Raw genomic sequence first — 20,699 nt, forward strand, 5'->3', positions numbered from 1 at the left:
GCACGGCTGCGGCGCTGCTGCTGGGGGCTCTGCCCCGGACCTCCGCGCCTCGGGCGCCGGCGGATCCAGATCTTGCTAGGGCCGGCCTTGGAGCTTGGCCGATGAGGTGCGGGTCGGGGGGAGTTGGCCGTACAGGAGCTTGCCCGGGCATTCCGTGGCGAAGCCGTCGCGGTGGCCCGAGATGACGTTCAGCTTCACGTTCGTGCCCTTCGCGAAGAGGTTGCCGCCGCCCGACTTCAGGGTGGTCTTCGCCCGCGGGTCCCGGTTGAACAGCCCGAGCTTCCACGCCGTCAGCTGGGCCACCGCCTTCACCGCGGCAGCGGGCGGCGCGGTGGTCGTGTACGTGCCGATCACCGCGATGCCCATGCTGTCCGTGTTGAAGCCCATGGTGTGCGCGCCTTGCACCGCCTTGGCGACGCCGCCCGCCCGGCCCTCGTACACCGTGCCGCACTTGTCGACGGCGAAGTTGTAGCCGATGTCGCGCCAGCCGCTGCTGACCACGTGGTAGCGGTACAGGCTGCGCAGCACCTTCGGGGCGTCCTTGCAGGTGTAGTTGTTGCCCGAGGCGCTGTGGTGGACGAAGGCCGCCTTGACCGTGCTCGTGTAGACGAAGCCCGCCTCGCGCAGGGATTCGTCCGCGCCCCAGCCCAGCCGCGTGACGATCCGCGGCCGCGGGCCGATGTACGGGCGGGCCGCCGCGCTGAGGGTGCCGTCGCTGGCGAGGACCGCGTCGGCGGTGGAGTCCGCCTTGTTGAGCTCGGCGATCTCCTTCGCGCCGAGCGGGGCCAGCGGGACGTTCGCGGAGGAGGACTCCGCCGTCTCCATGGTCATGCCCGGCGGGGCCTCCACGTCGCCCTTTTCGTCGCCCTCGGGCTCGTCGGACGTGCCCGAGGCGCCGTTCTTGGCGTCGACCACCGTCACCGGGTCCGTCGCGCCCGGGTCGATGAGTTCGATCCGCATGCCGGACGGGAGCCGGGCCGCCGCGCGGGGGGCCGGGGCTCCGGGTTCCGCCTGGACGCGGACCTCGACCCCGTCGGAGTCGCCGACCCACAGCGGGGCCGTGCTGCCGCGGACCCGGCCGGTGCCGCTCTCCGCGCTTCCGAGGTCGGGGGCGTGTTCGCTGTTGTGGGTCTCGACGTCCTGCCAGTCGGACCAGGTCCCGGTCGCCACCGCGCGGGTGCGGACCTGGACCCGGCCGAACAGCTGGGTGCTCGCGTCGTCCCAGACGACGCCGACCAGCGAGAACCTCTTGACCTCGCGCGGCGGCAGAACCTGGGTCTCGGGCAGCCGCGGCGAGGCGCTCATGCCGGGGACGCCGGGGGACCGGTCGGCCGCGGGCCCCAGCGGGGCGAGCGGCAGCGACTGGGTGGACCCGGCTGGGGCCACGGGGGCGGCCGCGCTCATGGACGGCGCGGCCAGGGCCGGAGTGGAGAGCGCGAGCGGCAGGGCCAGGGCTGCGGCCGTCGCGACACCGATCGAGGAAGCAAGGAATCCATGCATGAAAGCGATGCTGAGCACACTCACCACGAAGCGCCATCGGAGAACTGACGGCCCGTCCGATCCGGGGCGCGTGTCCCTCGTCCGTACGGAGGACCCGGTGCCCGCCGTACGGGCGAGGGCCCGCGCGTAGGCTGGGGCGGGTGAACGCCACTGACCGCACCCCTGCCGACCTGCTGCGATCCGCGCTCGCCGCCGATCCGGGCCGCCCTCTCGTCACCTTCTACGACGACGCCACGGGCGAGCGCGTCGAATTGTCCGTCGCCACCTTCGCCAATTGGGTGGCCAAGACAGCCAATCTGCTCCAGGGCGATCTGGGCGCCGAGCCCGGTGACCGGCTCGCACTGCTGCTCCCCGCGCACTGGCAGAGCGCCGTGTGGCTGCTCGCCTGTGCCTCGGTCGGGGTCGTCGCCGAGGTGGGCGGGGATCCGGCCGACGCCGATCTGGTGGTGAGCGGGCCCGACACCCTGGAGGAGGCCGCAGCCTGCTCCGGCGAGCGGGTCGCGCTCGCGCTGCGGCCGCTGGGCGGGCGCTTCCCGCAGCCGCCCGCCGGGTTCGCGGACTACGCGGTGGAGGTGCCGGGGCAGGGCGACCGGTTCGCCCCGTTCGTCCCCGTGGACGCGAACGGCCCGGGGCTGGTGGTCGGCGGCGAGGAGCTCTCGTACGTACGGATCGTCGAGCGCGCCCGCGAGGACGCCGCGAAGCTCGGCCTCGGCGCGGGTTCGCGGCTGCTGTCCGGGCTCGGCTACGACAGCTGGGACGGGCTGTCGGCGGGGCTGTTCGCCGCGCTGGCGGCGGGCGGGTCCGTGGTGCTGTGCCGGAACCTGGACCGGCTGCCGGCGGACGGTCTGGCGCAGCGGACCGAGAGCGAGCGCGTCACCCACACCGCCGCCTGACGGGGTCCTGGCGCGGGGCTGCGCCGTCACCCACTCCGCCCAACGGCAGGGCCGGGCGATCTGTCACCCGCATGGCCCTAGACAGGGGCCTGCCCCCGGGCCGCCCCGACGGGCCGGGGGCACGATCGGCAGAGGCCGTGCATCCACCCGTACGGCCCGCACATGTCACCGACACAGCCGGTGCGGCGAGGGGACGGAACGCGAGTGACGGACAGCGCAGGCATACCGGGCGGCACCCGGGCCGGCGGAGGCTCCTCGAAGCCTCCGCGCGGCCGCCGGCGCCGTCTGCTGCGCTGGATCGGGCTCGGGCTGGCCCTGCTGGTCCTGGCCGGGGCGGCCACCGGCTGGTGGCTCTACCGCAAGCTCGACGCGAACATCACCGAGGACACGTCCGCGGCGGCCGAGCTCGAGCGCTACGAGCGGGAGCGCCCCACGCACCTCGCGGGCGGCGCGCAGAACATTCTGCTGATCGGCTCGGACTCGCGCTCCGGTGAGGAGAACGCCCGGTACGGGCCGGACCGGGGCACCGAGCGCTCGGATACCGCGATCCTGCTGCACCTGCCCGCCGACCGCAGGAGCGCGACGGCGGTCTCGATACCCCGGGACCTGATGACGCAGATCCCCGCCTGCCTGACGGAGGGCGGGAGCCGGACCACCGAGCGGCTCGCTCAGTTCAACTGGGCGTTCCAGTGGGGCGGGGCCGCCTGCACGATCCGTACGGTGGAGAAGTTCACCGGAATCCGGATCGACCACCACATGGTGGTGGATTTCGGCGGGTTCAAGAAGATGGTCGACGCGGTCGGCGGGGTGGAGGTCTGCCTCAAGCAGCCGATGAACGACCCCGAGGCGAAGCTGAAGCTCCCGGCCGGCCTGCAGACCCTGCACGGGGAGCAGGCCCTCGGCTTCGTGCGCGCCCGCTACAGCCTGGGCGACGGCAGCGACACCGAACGGATGGAGCGCCAGCAGCAGTTCCTCGGCTCGCTGGTCAAGAAGGTGCAGAGCAACGGGGTCCTGCTGAACCCGGGCCGGCTGTACCCCCTGCTGGACGCGGCGACCTCCTCGGTGACCACGGACCCGGGGCTGGCCTCGCTGCGCGACCTGTACGAACTGGTTCGGGGCATCCGGGACATACCGGCCGAGCAGGTCAAGTTCCTGACGGTGCCCCGCCGCCCGTACGCCGCCGACCCGAACCGGGACGAGCTGGTGCAGCCGGACGCGGACCGGCTCTTCGAGCAGCTGCGGACGGACAGGCCGCTGAAGGTGACCCCGCCGACGGCCGAAACCGAACGGCGCCGGGAGACCGCCCGCGCCGCCGAACCCGAGGCCTCCGCACCCCCGTCGGGAACCGGCTCCGCCCCGGCTCCCGTCCCCACCTTCACGGGAACCACGGCGGGCACGGCCGATTGCCGGTAAAGCAATCCCAAAAGGCGGTGCCCGAACAGAAGGGGTTGGGGGGTTTGGCCCGTTATAAGGGGAGTGGAATTTGTCACCACCATGGTTTGCAGTTGACCTGGCCGGATAGGGTGAGCGATCCGGTGCCCCGGCCAGCAAAGAGGCCGTGCACCAGCAGCCGGATCGTTGACCGGGCGTCTTGGGGGAGGCGCGTCGCGAGGCACCGACGGAGGATTCGAGCAACCGTGGATGCGCAAAGCCGTGGGCGGGCGGACGAGATCGACCCCGCAGACCAGTGGGTGCTCAATCCCCGCACAGGCAACTACGAACTGCGACTGGACCGCTCCGCTGCGCAGCAGCAGCCCTCGGTCGCAGCGCCCCGCAGACCGTCCTCCGCCCGCCCCGGAGCGCCGGCAGCCCCCAAGGCCCCGTCTCCGGCGGTGCCCGGGCCGCGGCGCGGCGAGGGTCCGCCCGGGCGGCGCGGCGGACGTCCGCGCAAGGGCGGCGGAGGCGGCGGCCGGCGCAAGAAGATCCTGGTCGTCACCGGCGGCACCCTGGCCTTCCTGCTGGTCGGTGCTTCGGTGGGCGCGTACCTCTACTACGACCACCTGAACAACAACCTCAAGGTCACCGACGTCGGCGATGCGGGCACGGGCGGGTTCAAGAAGGACCAGCCCATCAACATCCTGGTCATCGGCACCGACAAGCGCAGCGGCGCGGGCAACGAGGGCTACGGGGATGCGGAGAGCGTCGGCCACGCCGACACCACGATCCTGTTCCACGTCGCCAAGGACCGCAGCAACGCCACCGCGCTGTCCATCCCGCGCGACCTGATCACGAACATCCCGGCGTGCCCGACGAAGCAGCCCGACGGTACGACGAAGACCATCCCCGGCGAGAAGGGGACCCGGTTCAACATCAGCCTCGGGCAGGAGGGCCGCGACCCGGGCTGCACCATGCGTACGGTGAAGGAGATCACCGGGGTCACCATCGACCACTTCATGATGGTCGACTTCAACGCGGTGAAGGTGCTGAGCACGGCGGTCGGCGGCGTTCCGGTCTGCCTGGCGAAGGCCGTGGACGACAAGGACTCCAAGCTGAAGCTGGACGCCGGCGAGCACCGGCTGCAGGGCGAGCAGGCCCTGGCCTTCGTACGGACCCGGCACTCGTTCGGCAACCACGGCGACCTCGACCGGATCAAGACCCAGCAGCAGTTCCTGGGCTCGATGATGCGCGAGATGAAGTCGAAGGAGACGCTGACCAGTCCGAAGAAGTTCTTCTCCCTCGCGGAGGCGGCCACCAAGTCGCTGAACGTGGACTCGGGCATAGGATCCATCGACAAACTCACCAACCTCGCCGGTGAGTTGAAGGACATGGACCTGAAGAACATCACCTTCACCACGCTCCCGGTGCTCGACAACCCGGCCGAGCCCGAGGGCAAGAAGGCGACCGTCGTCGTCGACCAGCGCCTGGCCGATCCGCTGCTGAAGATGATCCAGGGCGACGTCTCGCTGACGGAGGTCGAGAAGAAGGAGCAGGCGGCGAAGGACGCGGCCGACGCGGAGGCGAAGGGCAAGGCGGACGCCCTGCTCCAGGGCAACCGCGCGCCCGCGGGCGACGTACGGGTGGATATCTACAACGGCGGCGGCCCCGGGGGATCGGCCTCCACCACCCTGACCTGGCTGCAGAACAGCAAGGGCGTGAACAAGGCCAGCAACCGCGGCAATGCGCCCGCGAAGGTCGACGCGACCCAGCTGGAGTACGCGCCCAACCAGGCCGACCAGGCCCGGGCGCTGGCCGACATGATGGGCCTGCCGGCCACGGCACTGAAGATGGGCTCGGCGGACGCCGCGCCCAAGACCCCGATGAAGCTGACGCTCGGCGCGGACTACAAGGGGGCGGGGGTCTCGCTGACGGCGCCGCAGAAGGCGCCGGAGGACATTCAGCGGGTCGAGGCCGACAAGGCGGTCTGCGCCAAGTAGGCCGAGCAGGGCAAGAAGGCCGGACAGCCCGGACCGGCTGTCCGGCCGGGGCCGGCCTGTGCCGGTGGACCGGCACACCACGACACGAAGTGAATCTTGAGGGGGACGTGTGAGGCACAGCAGCGTGCGAGGGGAGGGGGCGCCCGCCCAACCCGGCGGTGACATATCCGGCGGCGGATCCGGCAGCAGCGGCCACAAGCGGCGGGGACGTCGGCGCGTGGTGCGCTGGGTGTCCTCCGTGCTGTCGTTCCTCATACTCGCGACGGCGGCGGGCGGCTACCTCTACTACCGCCACCTCAACGGCAGCATCAAGACCGACGCCCTGAACCTCGGCGAGACCAAGCTGGGCGGCTCCAAGCCCAACGCCTTCGGGCAGACCCCGCTGAACATCCTCCTCATCGGCTCCGACGCCCGTGACGACGCGGCCAACCAGGCCCTCGGCGGGGCCAGCGACACCTTCGACGGCCCGCCCCTCGCGGACGTGCAGATGCTGCTGCACCTGTCGGCGGACCGCAGCAACATGTCGGTCGTGTCGATGCCGCGCGACACGATGCTGATGATGCCGAAGTGCACCGAGCCGGGCGGCAAGGTCCACCAGGCCAGCAAGGGCCTCGTCCAGACCAACGAGTCCCTCAGCCGGGGCGGGCCGGGCTGCACGGTCGCCGCCTGGCAGGAGCTCACGCACATCCCGATCGACCACTTCATGATGATCGACTTCAAGGGCGTGGTGACGATGGCGGACGCCATCGGCGGCGTCCCGGTCTGCGTCCAGCAGAACGTGGAGTCGCGCACCAGGGACGGCAAGGGCTCCGGCCTGAAGCTCCCCGCCGGGACGAACACCATCCAGGGCGAGCAGGCCCTGCAGTGGCTGCGCACCCGCTACGGCTTCGAGGACGGCACCGACCTCGGCCGCACCCACGCCCAGCACATGTACATGAACTCGATGGCCCGCGAGTTCCGCAAGAACGCCAAGCTCAGCAACCCGGTGAAGCTCAACAGCCTGGCGCAGGCGGCGATCAAGGCCATGGTCGTGGACCCCGGCCTCAACAAGATCGACAAGCTGTACGACCTCAGCATGGAGCTCAAGAAGGTCCCCACCGGGCGGATCACCATGACCACCATGCCGTGGGTGTACAGCACCCGCGAGGAGGGCCGGGTCGAGCCCAAGCCGGTCGAGGCCGAGGGCCTGTTCCAGATGGTCCGCGAGGACATCGCGCTCGACGGCAAGGGGTCCGGGAACCCGGCCGCCACCCCGGGGGCGCCGGCCGCCTCCGGATCTCCCGCCGCCTCCGGCTCCCCCGCGGCCCCGTCCCAGCCGGCCGCCGACCCGGCCGCACCTCCGGCGAAGATCCCGGTCACCGTGCGCAACGCGACCGGCGGCAAGGACGGCACCCAGACCCGGGTCAAGGGCCGGGCCGACGACGTCGCCGCCATCCTGGCCGGCAAGGGCTTCACCAAGGCCCTCGCCACCACGCAGACCGCGGCCGAGGACACCACCGTGATCCGCTTCTCGAGCCCGGACCAGGCGGGTGACGCGGCGGCCGTGGCCACCGCGCTCGGCCTGCCGGCGAGCTCCGTGGAGAAGTCCGACGACGTCACCGGGATCGTCCTGTTCGTCGGCAAGGACTGGCGGACCGGCAACGCGCCGACCCCGCCGCCGCCGGCCCCGACCAAGGCTCCGGACTCGGCCCGCCCGCTCAACGGCGACGACGACAAGGAGTGCATGGCGATCCAGCCGGGCTTCACCTGGTAGCGCCTGCACGTGAAGGGGCCCGGGGTGCTGTCGGCCGACAGCACCCCGGGCCCTTTCGTGTCATGCGTACGCGGCGGTCGCCGGCCTGCTCAGACCTCGCTGGCGAGGTCGCGGCGCACCGCCGGGCGGCGGCTCGCGATGACCTTGGCCGCGAGCGAGCGCGGGCTGGTCAGGAAGCCGAAGCCCCAGGACATGTGCATCGTGGCCATGGCCACCGGGATCTGCGCCCGCGCCTTCGGGGACAGGCCCTTGCCGGCCGGGATCGAGCCGACGGTGATCGCCGCGAGGTAGCCGGCCGGGACCACGAAGCCCCACGGGCTGACGACCGCACCGGCCACGACACCGGCGGCGATCGCGCACAGGGCGGTCGGCGAGGCCAGGTAGCGCAGGTTGATCGAGCCCGAGTGGTAGCGGGCCACCACGTGCCGCCAGCGGCCGTAGTCCTTGTACTGCTTGGCGAGCGCCCGTACGGACGGCCGCGGGCGGTACTGGACCTTCAGCTCGGGCGAGAACCAGATGAGCCCGCCGGCCTCGCGGATGCGGAAGTTCAGCTCCCAGTCCTGGGCGCGGATGAACTCCTCGTTGTATCCGCCGGCCAGCTCCAGCGCCTCGCGGCGGAAGACGCCCAGGTAAACGGTGTCGGCCGGGCCGGCCTTGCCCCCGGTGTGGAAGGCCGCGTTGCCGACGCCGATCTTCGAGGTCATCGCGGCGGCGACGGCGTCCTCCCAGGCGTTCTCACCCTCGGCGTGCATGATGCCGCCGACGTTCTGCGCACCGGTCTCCTCCAGGAGGCGGACCGCGGTGGCGATGTAGTTCGGCGAGAGCATCCCGTGGCCGTCGACGCGTACCACGATGGGATGGCGCGAGGCCTTGATGGCGGCGTTGAGGGCGGCCGGGGTGCGGCCGGAGGGGTTCGGAACGGTGACGACGCGGGGGTCCTCGCGTACGAGCTCGGCGGCGATCTCGTCGGTGCGGTCCTTGGACGGCCCCAGCGCGATCACCACCTCCATCTCACCGGCGTACTCCTGTCCGAGGATGTGGCGGACGGAGTCACGCAGATGGCGCTCCTCGTTGAGCACCGGCATGATCACCGAGACTGCGGGCTGCTGGGCGGGCATGTGGTCCTTCACGGTCGGGTATCGGTGTCACGTTACCGCGTACGGGGGAAACGGGTGCGCGCCGCATGATCGGTATGGACAGAGGCTGATCGTATGGGCCTACTGTTCTGACGATCTGCCCGCTGTGTCTGGTTCGTTCCTGTCGGCCCCTGCTGCCCCGCGGAGGTGTCCCCCGTGCCCCAGCCACACCGCCCCACCCGACCCGCCCGGCCCCCGCAGCCGCAGCGCGCGCGGCGCGGCGGTGGTCCGGCCCGGCACCGGGCGGACCGGCCCCGGTGGGGGGTACGGCTGGCGGCCGGACTGGCCGTGGCGGTGCTGGGCTCCGGGGCGATCGGGCACGCGGTGATGACCGGCGTGGACACCGGGATCGAGCGGGTGGACCCCTTCAAGGACATGAAGAACCGGCCGCAGGCCGGGCACGGCCTGAACTTCCTGCTGGTCGGCACCGACGGCCGGGACAAGATCACCCCGCAGGACAAGCGCGAGTACCGCCTCGGCGGCGCCCCCTGCCACTGCACCGACACCGTCATGCTGGTCCACCTCTCCGCGAACCGGCAGCGGGCCAGCGTCGTCAGCCTGCCCCGCGACAGCTACGCCGAGCTGCCCGCGCACCGGGACGAGTCCAGCGGGAAGCAGCACGGGCCGCACGCCGTGAAACTCAACGCTGCGTACGCGGAGGGCGGGCCGCAGCTGACCGTGCGGACCGTCGAGAGCATGACCCGGGTGAAGATCGACCACTACCTGGAGGTCGACTTCACCAGCTTCATGAAGACCGTCGACGCGATGGGTGGCGTTGAGGTCTGCACCGCCAAGGCCCTGCACGACCAGAACACCGGCCTGGCCCTGCTGCCCGGCACCCACCGGCTCAGCGGCGGACAGGCCCTGCAGTACGTGCGCTCGCGCCATGTGGACGGGGCCGCCGACCTCGGCCGCATGCAGCGCCAGCAGCGGTTCGTCGCCGCCCTGGTCAAGCAGGCGACCGGCGGCGGGGTACTGCTGAACCCGGTGAAGTTCAAGGAGGTCAGCTCCACGCTGCTGGGCTCGGTCCGGGCCGACCGGGGCTTCGGATCGGAACAGATGCTGGCCCTGGGCCAGGCCCTGCGCGATTTCACCCCGGCCTCCTCGGAGTTCGCCTCGGTGCCGATCGGGAACCCCTCGTACCCCGTCAAGGGCATCGGCTCGACGGTGAAATGGGACGAGCCGAAGGCCACGAAGCTCTTCGAGGCGCTGCGCCTGGACCGGCCGCTGGCCCCCACCGCACCGGGGCCGGGGCGGGCGAAGGCGCAGGGCCAAGGGCAGTCCGGGCGCGGGGCGCAGCAGCAGCCGGTGCCGGTGGACGTGCCGCCGCAGCAGATCCGGGTGCAGGTGGAGAACGGGACCCGGATCGACGGGCTGGGCGGGCGGGTGGACACGGCACTGCGCGCCACCGGCTTCGACACCACCCGGGCCCCGGTGGGCGGCGCGAGCCGCGACGTCAAACGCACGGTGATCGCGTACGACCCGCGCTGGGACCGCTCGGCCCGTACGGTCTCGACCGCACTGCCCGGCAGCGAGCTGCGGGCGGTGGCGGGCCAGGGCCGGACGGTCCTGGTGATCGCCGGAGCGGACTACCGGAAGGTGGTGCCGGTCCGGCCGGAGGACCCGAATCAGGGCCAGTTCGGGGTGGTCACGGGCGACCAGGTGGTCTGCGGCGGGTAGCCCGACCGGGGGCCGGGCTCAGCCGTGGTCGAAGCCCTGGGCCGCGCGCTCCTCGCGCAGCGCCATGATCGCCCGGCGGCGGGCGAGCCGGTGCGTGCGGCGGATCTGGGCCTCCTGGTTGCGGCGCCGGTCCTGGTCGGTCTCGGGGAGCACCGGCGGGACCGTACGGGGCTTGCCCTCGGCGTCCACGGCGGTGAAGACGAGGTAGGCGCTGCCGACCTGGGTGGCGGGGGTCGACTCGTTCCACCGCTCGGCCAGGACCCGTACGCCGATCTCCATGGAGGAGCGTCCGGTCCAGTTGCACTGGGCCTTCACGTGGACCAGGTCGCCGACGCGGACCGGTGCGAGGAAGGCCATCTCGTCCATGGACGCGGTGACGGCGGGCCCGCCGGAGTGGCGCCCGGCGACGGCGCCGGCCGCGTCGTCCACCAGCTTCATGATCACACCGCCGTGCACCGTGCCGAGGAGGTTGGTGTCGTTGGCCGTCATGATGTGGCTGAGGGTGGTCCGCGAGGCCGAGATCGGCTTGCCCTGCAGGTCGCCAGCCGTCTCGCCCGGTATCTCTGTCATACGGACACCCTAAAGCCGACGCCGAGGCATCAGCTCTGCAACAGCACCGGAACGAAGCTCCGCCCGGACTGTCGGGCACCCCGTCCGGCCAGGCATCCTAGGCGGCATGAGTGAGTGGCCCCAGGGGCGCAACGACAGCGGCGACGACCGGTACGGACACGGCAGCGCACAGGCGCAGCCGGAGGGTGCCCGGCGGATGCCGCATGTCCAGCGCCGGCAGCAGCGGCCGGTGCCGCCGCAGCAGCAACCGCAGCGACCGGCGCAGCCGCCGGCCCGGCCCGGGCAGCCGCCCGCGTACGGGGTACCTCCGCAGCAGGCCCCGGGCCACGACACATACGGCGGCTACGACAGCGGCTACAACACCGGCCAGGTCTACGGGAGCCCGCAGACCAGCCCGGCGGGTCCGGGCGGCCCGGGTGCTCCGAGCGGGCCCGGTGGCCCCGGGGGTCCCGGCGGGCCGGGCCGCCGGCCGGCCGGGCCGGCCCCGGACTGGCGCAGGCGGATCAAGATCGGCTCCATCGTGCTGGTCACGGCGCTGCTGGCGACCACCATCGGCACCTACTTCTGGGCCGACTCCAAGGTGCGCCGCGAGGTCGACCTCTCCAAGGTCATCGAGCGCCCGAAGGAGGGCGACTGCACCACGTACCTGATCGTGGGCTCCGACAGCCGCGAGGGCCTGTCCGACGAGGACAAGAAGAAGCTCCACACCGGCTCGGCCGAGGGCAAGCGCACCGACTCGATGATGATCCTGGCGGCCTGCTCCAGCGGGAACACCATGATCTCGCTGCCGCGCGACTCGGACGTGGAGATCCCCTCCTTCGTCGGCTCCCAGTCGGGCAAGAAGTTCCCGGCGCAGGGCAGGCACACCAAACTCAACGCGGCGTACGCGGAGGACGGCCCGGAGCTGCTGGTGCGCACCGTGGAGCACAACACGGGGCTGCGCATCGACCACTACGCGGAGATCGGCTTCGCCGGTTTCGCGAACATCGTGGACGCGCTCGGCGGTGTCGACATGAACATCGAGAAGGGCTTCAAGGACGAGAAGTCGGGCGCCGACTTCAAGGCCGGCGAGCAGACGCTCAACGGCGAGCAGGCCCTCGCCTTCGTCCGGACCCGGTACGCGTTCGCCGAGTCGGACCTGGCGCGTACGAAGAACCAGCAGAAGTTCCTGGCGACGCTGGCCAACCAGGCGGCCACTCCGGGCACGATCCTCAACCCGTTCAAGCTGTACCCGGTGCTGGGCGCGGGCCTGGACACGCTGATCGTGGACAAGGACATGTCGCTGTGGGACATGGCCGACATGTTCTTCGCGATGAAGGGCATCAGCGGCGGCGAGGGCGTGTCGATGAACATGCCGATCGCGGGCGAGCGCGGCGGCAACCTGCTCTGGGACAAGGCGAAGGTGCAGCAGCTCGTCAAGCAGATCCAGAACGACGAGAAGGTCACCGTCACGGCCAACTAGCGGCACTGGCCGGACACGAAGATGCCGCCGCCCTCACGTGGTCGGCGGCATCTTCGTGTGCTGTCAGCGGTCGGAGGAGAAGCGGACGGCGGCGGAGGGCAGTTCGGCCCCGCACCACACCCGCGCGCCCGCGCGCAGTTCGTTGTCCGAGCCGACGACGGCTCCGTCCCCGAGGACCGCGCCGTCCAGTACGGTGCGCGTTCCCACCGAGGCGCCGACGCCGATCAGGCTGGCGCGGACCCGGGTGTCCGGGCCGATGACCGCGTCGTCGAGCACGATGGAGCCCTCGACGACCGCGCCCGCGGCGATACGGGCCCCGGCGCCCACGACGGTGCCTCCGGAGAGCTTGGCTCCGGCCGCCACCTCGGCGCCCGGGAGCACCAGGGACTCACCGCGCGGGCCAGGGACGGCCGGGGAGGGGACGACTCCGCGTACGAGGTCGGCCGAGGCCTGGACGAAGGATTCGGGCTTGCCGAGGTCCAGCCAGTACGTGTTCTCGGTGACCCCGTGGAGCCTGGCCCCGGAGGCGAGCAGGCCGGGGAACGTCTCCCGCTCGACGGAGACGGGACGCCCGGCCGGAATCGAGTCGATGACACTCCGCCGGAACACGTAGCAGCCGGCGTTGATCTGGTCGGTGATGATCTCCTCGGGGGTCTGCGGCTTCTCGGTGAAGGCCAGCACCCGCCCCTCGGAGTCGGTGGGGACCAGGCCGAAGGCCCGCGGGTCCTCCACCCGCACCAGGTGCAGCGAGACGTCGGCGGCGGCCGCCCGGTGCGAGTCGACGAGCCCGGCGATGTCCAGGCCCGTGAGGATGTCGCCGTTGAAGACGAGGACGGAGGAGTCCGGTCCGCCGGTCAGCCGCTGCGCGGCGTTGCGGATGGCTCCGCCGGTGCCGAGCGGCTCGTCCTCGACGACGTACTCGAGCGAGACGCCGAAGGCGGAGCCGTCACCGAAGTACGGCTCGAAGACCTCGGCGAGGTAGCAGGTGGCCATCACGATGTGCGTGACACCTGCGGCGGCGGCCCTGGCTATCTGGTGGGCGAGGAACGGAACCCCGGCCGCGCGCACCATCGGCTTGGGGGTGTTGACCGTGACGGGGCGCAGACGCGTCCCCTGCCCCCCGACCAGCAGGATGGCTTCCAAAATTGTTTCTCCCCACCCGGTTCGGGAGTCCGAAGGTCTCCAAAGTTAGCCCATCCGGGAGGCGGCACAGGCCGGAGGCGGCTGAATCGTGCTGCCGCCTCCGGCCGGCAGGGCTGCTACGGCAGGTTGCGGGCCATGACGATCCGCTGGACCTGGTTCGTACCTTCATAAATCTGGGTGATCTTCGCGTCGCGCATCATGCGCTCGACCGGGTAGTCGCGGGTGTAGCCGTAGCCGCCGAGGAGCTGGACGGCGTCCGTGGTGACCTCCATGGCCGCGTCCGAGGCGAAGCACTTCGCCGCCGCGCCGAGGAAGGTGAGGTCGGCGTCGCCGCGCTCCGAGGCGGCGGCCGCCTGGTAGGTCAGCGCGCGCGCGGCGGCGATCTTCATCGCCATGTCCGCGAGCATGAACTGCACGCCCTGGAAGTCGCCGATCGGCTTGCCGAACTGCTTGCGCTCCTGGACGTAGCCCTTGGCGTAGTCCAGGGCGCCCTGGGCGATGCCGAGCGCCTGGGCGGCGATGGTGATGCGGGTGTGGTCGAGGGTCTTCATCGCGGTGGCGAAGCCGGTGCCCTCGGCGCCGATCATGCGGTCGGCGGGGATCCGCACGTTGTCGAGGTAGACCTCGCGGGTCGGGGAGCCCTTGATGCCGAGCTTCTTCTCGGGGGCGCCGAAGGAGACGCCCTCGTCGGACTTCTCGACGACGAAGGCGCTGATGCCCTTCGACCGCTTCTCGGGGTCCGTCACGGCCATGACCGTGTAGTACTCGGAGACGCCCGCGTTGGTGATCCAGCGCTTGACGCCGTTGAGGACCCAGAAGTCCCCGTCGCGCACGGCGCGGGTCTTCATGCCGGCGGCGTCCGAGCCCGCTTCGGGCTCGGAGAGGCAGTACGAGAACATGCCGTCGCCCTTGGCCAGCGGGCCGAGGTACTTCTTCTTGAGGTCCTCGGAGCCGGAGAGGATCACCGGGAGCGAGCCGAGCTTGTTCACGGCCGGGATCAGGGAGGAGGAGGCGCAGACGCGGGCCACCTCCTCGATCACGATCACGGTGGCGAGGGCGTCGGCGCCGGCGCCGCCGTAGATCTCGGGGACGTGGACGGCGTGCAGGTCGTTGGCGACGAGCGCGTCGTGGGCCTCCTGCGGGAAGCGGGCTTCCTCGTCGACCGCGGCTGCGAACGGCAGGATCTTCGCCTCGGCGAGCGAGCGGACGGACTCGCGGAGCATGTCGTGCTCCTCGGCCGGGCGGTACAGGTCGAAGTCGGCAGAACCCGCCAAGACTCTCACTCCCCAAGTGTGATGCGTGTGCGATGCGCGTGTGATGCGCGTGCACTGCGTGATGCTAACTACCGTTAAGTAACCCAAATCTTAGTGTCCGGCGTCATGGCAGCGATATGTACGAGGTACGTGAGCTGCGTGACAGCCGTGTCTCCTGGGGAACGTCCCCGCGGACCGGCCCGACTATGCTCAGTGGCCGCAAACGGCCCCGCACCTCTGGAGCACCCATGGCCCCCCTCAGGATCACTGTGATCGGCACCGGCTACCTCGGCGCGACCCATGCCGCGGCGATGGCGGAGCTGGGCTTCGAGGTGCTCGGGCTGGACGTGGTGCCGGAGAAGATCGAGATGCTGGCCGCGGGCCGGGTGCCGATGTACGAGCCCGGCCTCGAGGAACTCCTCGCCAAGCACGTCGAGGGCCTGCCGGGCTCCACCGGGCGGCTGCGCTTCACCCAGTCCTGGGAGGAGGTCGGCGCCTTCGGCGACGTCCACTTCGTCTGCGTGAACACCCCGCAGAAGCACGGCGAGTACGCGTGCGACATGTCGTACGTCGACTCCGCGATGCAGTCGCTGGCCCCGCACCTGACCCGGCCGGTGCTGGTCGTCGGCAAGTCCACCGTGCCGGTGGGCTCGGCGGAGCGGCTCGCCGCGAAGCTGGCCGAGCTGGCCCCGGCGGGCGCCGAGGTCGAGCTGGCGTGGAACCCGGAGTTCCTGCGGGAGGGCTTCGCCGTGCAGGACACCCTGCACCCCGACCGGATCGTGATCGGCGTCCAGGGCGACCGCGCCGAGAAGCTGCTGCGCGAGGTGTACGAGACGCCGATGGCGGAGGGCACCCCGCTGGTGGTGACCGACTTCCCGACGGCCGAGCTCGTCAAGACCGCCGCCAACTCTTTCCTCGCCACGAAGATCTCCTTCATCAACGCGATGGCGGAGGTCTGCGAGGCCGCCGGCGGCGACGTGGTCAAGCTGGCCGAGGCCATTGGTCACGACGAGCGGATCGGCGCGAAGTTCCTGCGCGCCGGCATCGGCTTCGGCGGCGGCTGCCTGCCCAAGGACATCCGGGCGTTCATGGCGCGCGCCGGCGAGCTCGGCGCGGACCAGGCGCTGACCTTCCTGCGCGAGGTCGACTCCATCAACATGCGCCGGCGCGGCCACATGGTCGAGCTGGCGCGCGAGGCCGTGGGCGGGTCCTTCCTCGGCAAGCGCGTCGCGGTCCTCGGCGCCACCTTCAAGCCGGACTCGGACGACGTCCGCGACTCCCCCGCCCTGAACGTGGCCGGACAGATCCACCTCCAGGGCGGCCAGGTCACCGTCTACGACCCGAAGGGCATGGACAACGCCCGCCGCGTCTTCCCGACCCTCGGGTACGCGGACTCGGCGCTGGAGGCGGCCCGCGGCGCGGAGGTCGTCCTGCACCTCACCGAATGGCGCGAGTTCCGCGACCTCGACCCGGTGGAGCTGGGCGAGGTCGTGACCGACCGCCTGATCCTCGACGGCCGCAACGCCCTCGACACCGACCGCTGGCGCGCGGCCGGCTGGACGTACCGCGCGATGGGCCGCCCGCGCGCCTAGGTTCTGCCGGCTTGCGCCGCCTGCGCCGCCGTGAGCCGCCTTACACCGGTCTGCGGTGCTGGGCGGCGCGGGCCGTGAATTCCGCGTCGCGCAGCACCCGCTGGGCGTTGTCCCAGGCCAGCAGGGCCAGGTCGGTCTCCGACCAGCCCCGCTCGAGCAGTTCCGCGATCAGCCGCGGATAGCCCGAGGGGTCGGTCAGGCCGGTCGGCCGGGGGGTGCCCTGCTCGGAGCCGAAGGTGGCGCCGAGGCCCACGCAGTGCGGGCCCGCGACGGCCCGTACGTGTTCCACGTGATCGGCGACCGCGTGCAGCGAGTCTCCGGTCTGTTCGGCGTCGAACGTCACCATCGCCAGACCGTTCGCCGCCCGCAGGGCCAGCAGCACCTCGTCGGTCACATTGGCCGGATGCGGGTTCAGCGCCGCCGCCGCGGTGTGCGAGACGATCACCGGGGCCTTGGAGGCCCCCGCGAGCTGGCAGGCCACCTCCGGCGTACAGCCGGTCAGGTCCACCAGCATCGCCAGCCGGTTCATCTCCCGGACCACCTCGTGGCCGAAGGGCGTCAGGTCATGGTGGGCCCAGGGCGCTCCCGCGGGCGCGAGGACCCGTACGCCCAGGGCGTGGAACGCACGCAGGGCGCCCAGCGAATCGGTCAGCGTACGGCCGGACACGGGACCCAGGAACGAGGCGATCCGGCCCCGGTTGCGGGCATCGGCCATGTCGTCCGCGGTCAGCGCGAGGCACAGGCCGTCGGGGTAAAGGCGCATCAGGGCGAGCGCCACGTCGATCTGTTCGAGGGTGTCGGACACCATGTGGTCGGCGGCCGCGGCCTCGCGCGGCGGCAGCAGCGACCAGAACTGGGCGCCGACCCCGCCGGCGCGCAGCCTCGGGATGTCGGTGTCGACACCGGAGTCCGGGGTGTCGATGTCGTGGTACGGGCTCTGGCGCAGGGTCCAGACCAGTGTGTTGTGCCCGTCGGCGACGGGATGCACGGACAGCAGGGCGACGGCCCGCTCCAGGGCGCTGCCCGGTACCGCGGCGGGCAGGTCCTCGGCTCCGACGGAGCCGGGGCCCGCGGGGGCCGTATCGGCGGCGTAAGCGGTGTGCGCGGTGTACGCGGCGTTCTGTTCATCCTGCAGGTCGGCCATGGCGTTCGCTCCGGTCTCGGCGGCAGCAGGGAGGGATGCTGCCACGGTGACACGCCGGACGGCCGGATCGCCCGGCGGATGTGGCGTTCGGGTGTAACCCGCAGGTCACACCCCTCGCCACAGCCACCGGGCGGCGGCTACAGGACCGCGTTGGAGGGGCCGCGGGACGCCGAGAGGTCGCGCGCCACCGCCTCGGCGTCGCGCAGCGCCCGTACCGCATTGGACCAGGTCAGCTTGGCCAGGTCGGCGCGCGACCAGCCGCGCGTGAGCAGCTCCGCGATCAGGTTCGGGTAGCCCGCCACGTCGTCCAGCCCGGCCGGGGTGAAGGCCGTGCCGTCGTAGTCGCCGCCGATGCCGATGTGGTCGACGCCCGCCATCTCGCGCATGTGGTCGAGGTGGTCGGCCACCGTGGCGGCGGTGGCCACCGGGCGCGGACGCTCCGCCTCGAAGGCGCGGTGCAGGGCCATCGCCTGGGGCGAGGTGTCCAGGTGGTGGAAGCCGTGAGCCCGCAGGTTCTCGTCCGCGGCCAGGGTCCACTCGACCGCTGCCGGGAGGATGAACTTCGGTACGAACGTGGCCATCGCGACGCCGCCGTTGGCCGGCAGCTGCGCCAGCACGTCGTCCGGGATGTTGCGCGGGTGGTCGCACATCGCCAGCGAGGACGAGTGCGAGAAGATCACCGGCGCGGCCGAGACGGCGAGGGCGTCGCGCATCGTCGTCGCGGCGACGTGCGAGAGGTCGACGAGCATGCCGATGCGGTTCATCTCTCGGACGACCTCGCGGCCGAAGTCGTTCAGGCCGCCGTGGCGCGGCTCGTCGGTCGCCGAATCCGCCCAGTCGATCGTGTCGTTGTGCGTGAGCGTCATGTACCGCACGCCCAGCTGGTGCAGGGCGCGCAGCGTGGCGAGCGAGTTGTTGATGGAGTGGCCGCCCTCGGCGCCCATCAGCGAGGCGATCCGGCCGTCGGCGCGGGCCGCCTCCATGTCGTCCGCCGTCAGCGCCCGCACCAGGTCCGCCGGGTAACGGTCGATCAGCTGGGCGACGGCGTCGATCTGCTCCAGGGTGGCGCTGACCGCCTCGTCGCCGGCGAAGTCGGAGCGGACGTAGACCGACCAGAACTGCGCGCCGACGCCGCCGGCGCGCAGCCGCGGGATGTCGGTGTGCAGCCGGCCGCGCTGGTCGCCGGCGATGTCGCGCTGCGCCAGGTCGTAGCGGACCTGCTCGCGCAGGGCCCACGGCAGGTCGTTGTGCCCGTCGACCACCGGGTGCTCGGCGAGCAGTTCGCGGGCCTCGGCGAGGCGGTCCGCTGCCACGGACGTGTGCGCCGCGCTCACTTGCCGAACCCGAAGGACTCCGCGCCCGCGACCTTCGTCCGCAGCCGCTTGCCCTTCTCGGTGGCCTGGTCGTTCAGCTCCTGCTGGAAGTCCTTCATCCGGCCGAGCAGCTCGGGGTCGTGGGCGGCCAGCATCCGTACGGCCAGCAGCCCGGCGTTGCGCGCCCCGGCGACGGAGACGGTGGCGACGGGAACCCCTGCGGGCATCTGGACGATCGACAGCAGGGAGTCCATGCCGTCGAGGTACTTCAGCGGCACGGGGACGCCGATGACGGGCAGCGGGGTCACCGAGGCGAGCATGCCGGGCAGGTGGGCGGCCCCGCCGGCGCCGGCGATGATCGCCTTCAGGCCGCGCTCGGCGGCCTGCTCCCCGTACGCGACCATCTCGCGCGGCATCCGGTGCGCGGAGACGACGTCGACCTCGTAGGGGATCTCGAACTCGTCCAGGGCCTGGGCGGCGGCCTCCATGACGGGCCAGTCGGAGTCCGAGCCCATGACGATGCCGATGACGGGACCTGCGGGGGAGGTGCTCATACGGTGATCGTTCCTCTGAGGTAGCCGGCTGCGTGGCGTGCGCGTTCCAGCACATCGTCCAGGTCGTCGCCGTAGGTGTTGACGTGGCCGACCTTGCGGCCGTGTTTCACGTCCTTGCCGTACATGTGGATCTTGAGCTGCGGGTCGTGGGCCATGCAGTGCAGGTACGCCGCGTACATGTCGGGGTAGTCACCGCCGAGCACGTTCGCCATGACCGTCCAGCGGGCCCGGGGGCGGGGGTCGCCCAGGGGGAGGTCCAGGACCGCGCGGACGTGGTTGGCGAACTGGGAGGTGATCGCGCCGTCCTGGGTCCAGTGGCCGCTGTTGTGCGGGCGCATCGCCAGTTCGTTGACGAGGATCCGGCCGTCGGCGGTCTCGAACAGCTCCACGGCCAGGTGGCCGGTCACGCCGAGCTCCTTGGCGATGCGCAGGGCGAGGGCCTGGGCCTCGCCCGCGAGCGCCTCGGACAGGTTCGGGGCGGGAGCGATCACCGTGTCGCACACGCCGTCCACCTGGACGGACTCGACGACCGGGTAGGCCACGGCCTGGCCGTGCGGGGAGCGGACGATGTTGGCCGCGAGCTCGCGGACGAAGTCGACCTTCTCCTCCGCGAGGACCGGGACGCCCGCCTTGAAGGGGGCCTCCGCGTCCTCGGGGGTGCGCACGAACCACACGCCCTTGCCGTCGTAGCCGCCGCGCACGGTCTTGAGGATGACCGGGAAGCCGCCCACCTCGTCGGCGAAGGCCGCCGCGTCCGCCGGATCGCTCACGATCCGGTGCCGGGGGCTCGGGGCGCCGATCTCGTCGAGTTTCGCGCGCATCACCCCCTTGTCGGCGGCGTGCATCAACGCGTCGGGCCCCGGGCGGACGGGAATGCCGTCCGCTTCCAGGGCCCGCAGGTGCTCGATGGGCACGTGCTCGTGGTCGAAAGTGATCACATCGCAGCCGCGCGCGAAGGCGCGCAACGTCTCCAGGTCGCGATAGTCGCCGATGACGACATCGCTCACGACCTGGGCCGCCGAGTCCTGTGGGGTGTCACTGAGGAGCTTGAATCTGATGCCGAGGGGGATGCCCGCCTCGTGGGTCATGCGGGCGAGCTGTCCGCCGCCGACCATGCCGACTACCGGGAACGTCACCCCTCCAGAGTATCCGCCGGTATTCCGCCATCCGGACCTGACCCTGGCCCGTTCTGGTCGACGCGCGTAGCATTCGCGCCCCTGTGTGCGGTGCGTCGCACGGTGTGCGAAGGCACAGACGGGCCGATGGGACGACACTTAGCATGGCTGGGTTGACCGAAGGCGGCAGACGCCTCCACGGACGCCTCCGCGCGGG

Annotated in this window: 16 protein-coding genes; 7 read left to right on the top strand and 9 right to left on the bottom strand. The window is 71.6% G+C overall.

Translation table 11 applies throughout. The annotated features are described in order from the left end of the window. Positions 1-75 precede the first annotated feature (75 nt). A complete protein-coding gene (locus tag AB0M76_RS12190) occupies positions 76-1,500 on the bottom strand; it encodes a peptidoglycan recognition protein (protein WP_365952798.1) in 1,425 nt (474 codons plus the stop codon). 140 nt (positions 1,501-1,640) lie between these two features. Between AB0M76_RS12190 and AB0M76_RS12195 the strand changes: the two genes are divergently transcribed. From AB0M76_RS12195 to AB0M76_RS12210, 4 genes are all read left to right on the top strand, one after another. After that, positions 1,641-2,393 (top strand): TIGR03089 family protein, encoded by a 753-nt coding sequence (locus tag AB0M76_RS12195; RefSeq protein ID WP_365952799.1) that lies wholly within the window; start codon positions 1,641-1,643, stop codon positions 2,391-2,393. Between the two features lie 204 nt (positions 2,394-2,597). Further along, positions 2,598-3,806, top strand: a complete 1,209-nt coding sequence (locus AB0M76_RS12200; RefSeq protein WP_365952800.1) for an LCP family protein — start codon at positions 2,598-2,600, stop codon at positions 3,804-3,806. Between the two features lie 224 nt (positions 3,807-4,030). Continuing rightward, on the top strand, positions 4,031-5,767 hold the full coding sequence (locus tag AB0M76_RS12205; RefSeq protein ID WP_365952801.1) for an LCP family protein: 1,737 nt from the start codon (positions 4,031-4,033) through the stop codon (positions 5,765-5,767). 229 nt (positions 5,768-5,996) lie between these two features. After that, positions 5,997-7,520 (top strand): LCP family protein, encoded by a 1,524-nt coding sequence (locus AB0M76_RS12210; protein ID WP_365952802.1) that lies wholly within the window; start codon positions 5,997-5,999, stop codon positions 7,518-7,520. Between the two features lie 89 nt (positions 7,521-7,609). Here the strand turns inward: AB0M76_RS12210 and AB0M76_RS12215 are convergent, their stop codons facing one another. After that, positions 7,610-8,638, bottom strand: coding sequence for a glycosyltransferase family 2 protein (locus AB0M76_RS12215; protein WP_365952803.1), 1,029 nt, complete (start codon positions 8,636-8,638; stop codon positions 7,610-7,612). Between the two features lie 174 nt (positions 8,639-8,812). Between AB0M76_RS12215 and AB0M76_RS12220 the strand changes: the two genes are divergently transcribed. Further along, positions 8,813-10,336, top strand: a complete 1,524-nt coding sequence (locus tag AB0M76_RS12220; protein WP_365952804.1) for an LCP family protein — start codon at positions 8,813-8,815, stop codon at positions 10,334-10,336. Positions 10,337-10,354: 18 nt separating this feature from the next. Here the strand turns inward: AB0M76_RS12220 and AB0M76_RS12225 are convergent, their stop codons facing one another. Beyond that, the gene (locus AB0M76_RS12225; protein ID WP_365952805.1) at positions 10,355-10,906 is read right to left on the bottom strand and encodes an acyl-CoA thioesterase; all 552 of its coding nucleotides are present in this window, start codon (positions 10,904-10,906) and stop codon (positions 10,355-10,357) included. Positions 10,907-11,012: 106 nt separating this feature from the next. On the opposite strand from AB0M76_RS12225, the gene AB0M76_RS12230 reads away from it, so the two are divergent. Further along, positions 11,013-12,368 carry an LCP family protein gene (locus AB0M76_RS12230; RefSeq protein ID WP_365952806.1) on the top strand — a complete coding sequence of 452 codons (1,356 nt, stop codon included), beginning with the start codon at positions 11,013-11,015 and terminating at the stop codon, positions 12,366-12,368. Positions 12,369-12,431: 63 nt separating this feature from the next. On the opposite strand, the gene AB0M76_RS12235 is transcribed toward AB0M76_RS12230, so the two are convergent. Further along, a complete protein-coding gene (locus AB0M76_RS12235) occupies positions 12,432-13,514 on the bottom strand; it encodes an NDP-sugar synthase (RefSeq protein WP_365953175.1) in 1,083 nt (360 codons plus the stop codon). A 113-nt stretch (positions 13,515-13,627) separates the two neighbouring features. Next, the gene (locus AB0M76_RS12240; RefSeq protein WP_365952807.1) at positions 13,628-14,785 is read right to left on the bottom strand and encodes an acyl-CoA dehydrogenase family protein; all 1,158 of its coding nucleotides are present in this window, start codon (positions 14,783-14,785) and stop codon (positions 13,628-13,630) included. Between the two features lie 227 nt (positions 14,786-15,012). Here AB0M76_RS12240 and AB0M76_RS12245 point away from each other — a divergent pair, with 227 nt between their 5' ends. Next, positions 15,013-16,356 (top strand): UDP-glucose/GDP-mannose dehydrogenase family protein, encoded by a 1,344-nt coding sequence (locus tag AB0M76_RS12245; protein ID WP_266666456.1) that lies wholly within the window; start codon positions 15,013-15,015, stop codon positions 16,354-16,356. 40 nt (positions 16,357-16,396) lie between these two features. Here AB0M76_RS12245 and AB0M76_RS12250 read toward each other — a convergent pair whose 3' ends face one another. From AB0M76_RS12250 to AB0M76_RS12265, 4 genes are all read right to left on the bottom strand, one after another. Continuing rightward, positions 16,397-17,545 (bottom strand): dipeptidase, encoded by a 1,149-nt coding sequence (locus AB0M76_RS12250; RefSeq protein ID WP_365952808.1) that lies wholly within the window; start codon positions 17,543-17,545, stop codon positions 16,397-16,399. Positions 17,546-17,637: 92 nt separating this feature from the next. Beyond that, positions 17,638-18,834 (bottom strand): dipeptidase, encoded by a 1,197-nt coding sequence (locus AB0M76_RS12255; protein WP_365952809.1) that lies wholly within the window; start codon positions 18,832-18,834, stop codon positions 17,638-17,640. After that, positions 18,831-19,367 (bottom strand): 5-(carboxyamino)imidazole ribonucleotide mutase, encoded by a 537-nt coding sequence (purE, locus tag AB0M76_RS12260; RefSeq protein ID WP_365952810.1) that lies wholly within the window; start codon positions 19,365-19,367, stop codon positions 18,831-18,833. Before purE ends, AB0M76_RS12255 begins: the two co-directional genes overlap by 4 nt. Further along, entirely contained in the window at positions 19,364-20,503 is a 1,140-nt protein-coding gene (locus AB0M76_RS12265; protein ID WP_365952811.1) for a 5-(carboxyamino)imidazole ribonucleotide synthase, read from the bottom strand. The genes purE and AB0M76_RS12265 overlap by 4 nt, the downstream gene beginning before the upstream one ends. Between the last annotated feature and the right edge of the window lie 196 nt (positions 20,504-20,699).

It is taken from the genome of Streptomyces sp. NPDC051364 (genome assembly GCF_040682115.1).
Classification (GTDB): Bacteria; Actinomycetota; Actinomycetes; order Streptomycetales; family Streptomycetaceae; genus Streptomyces.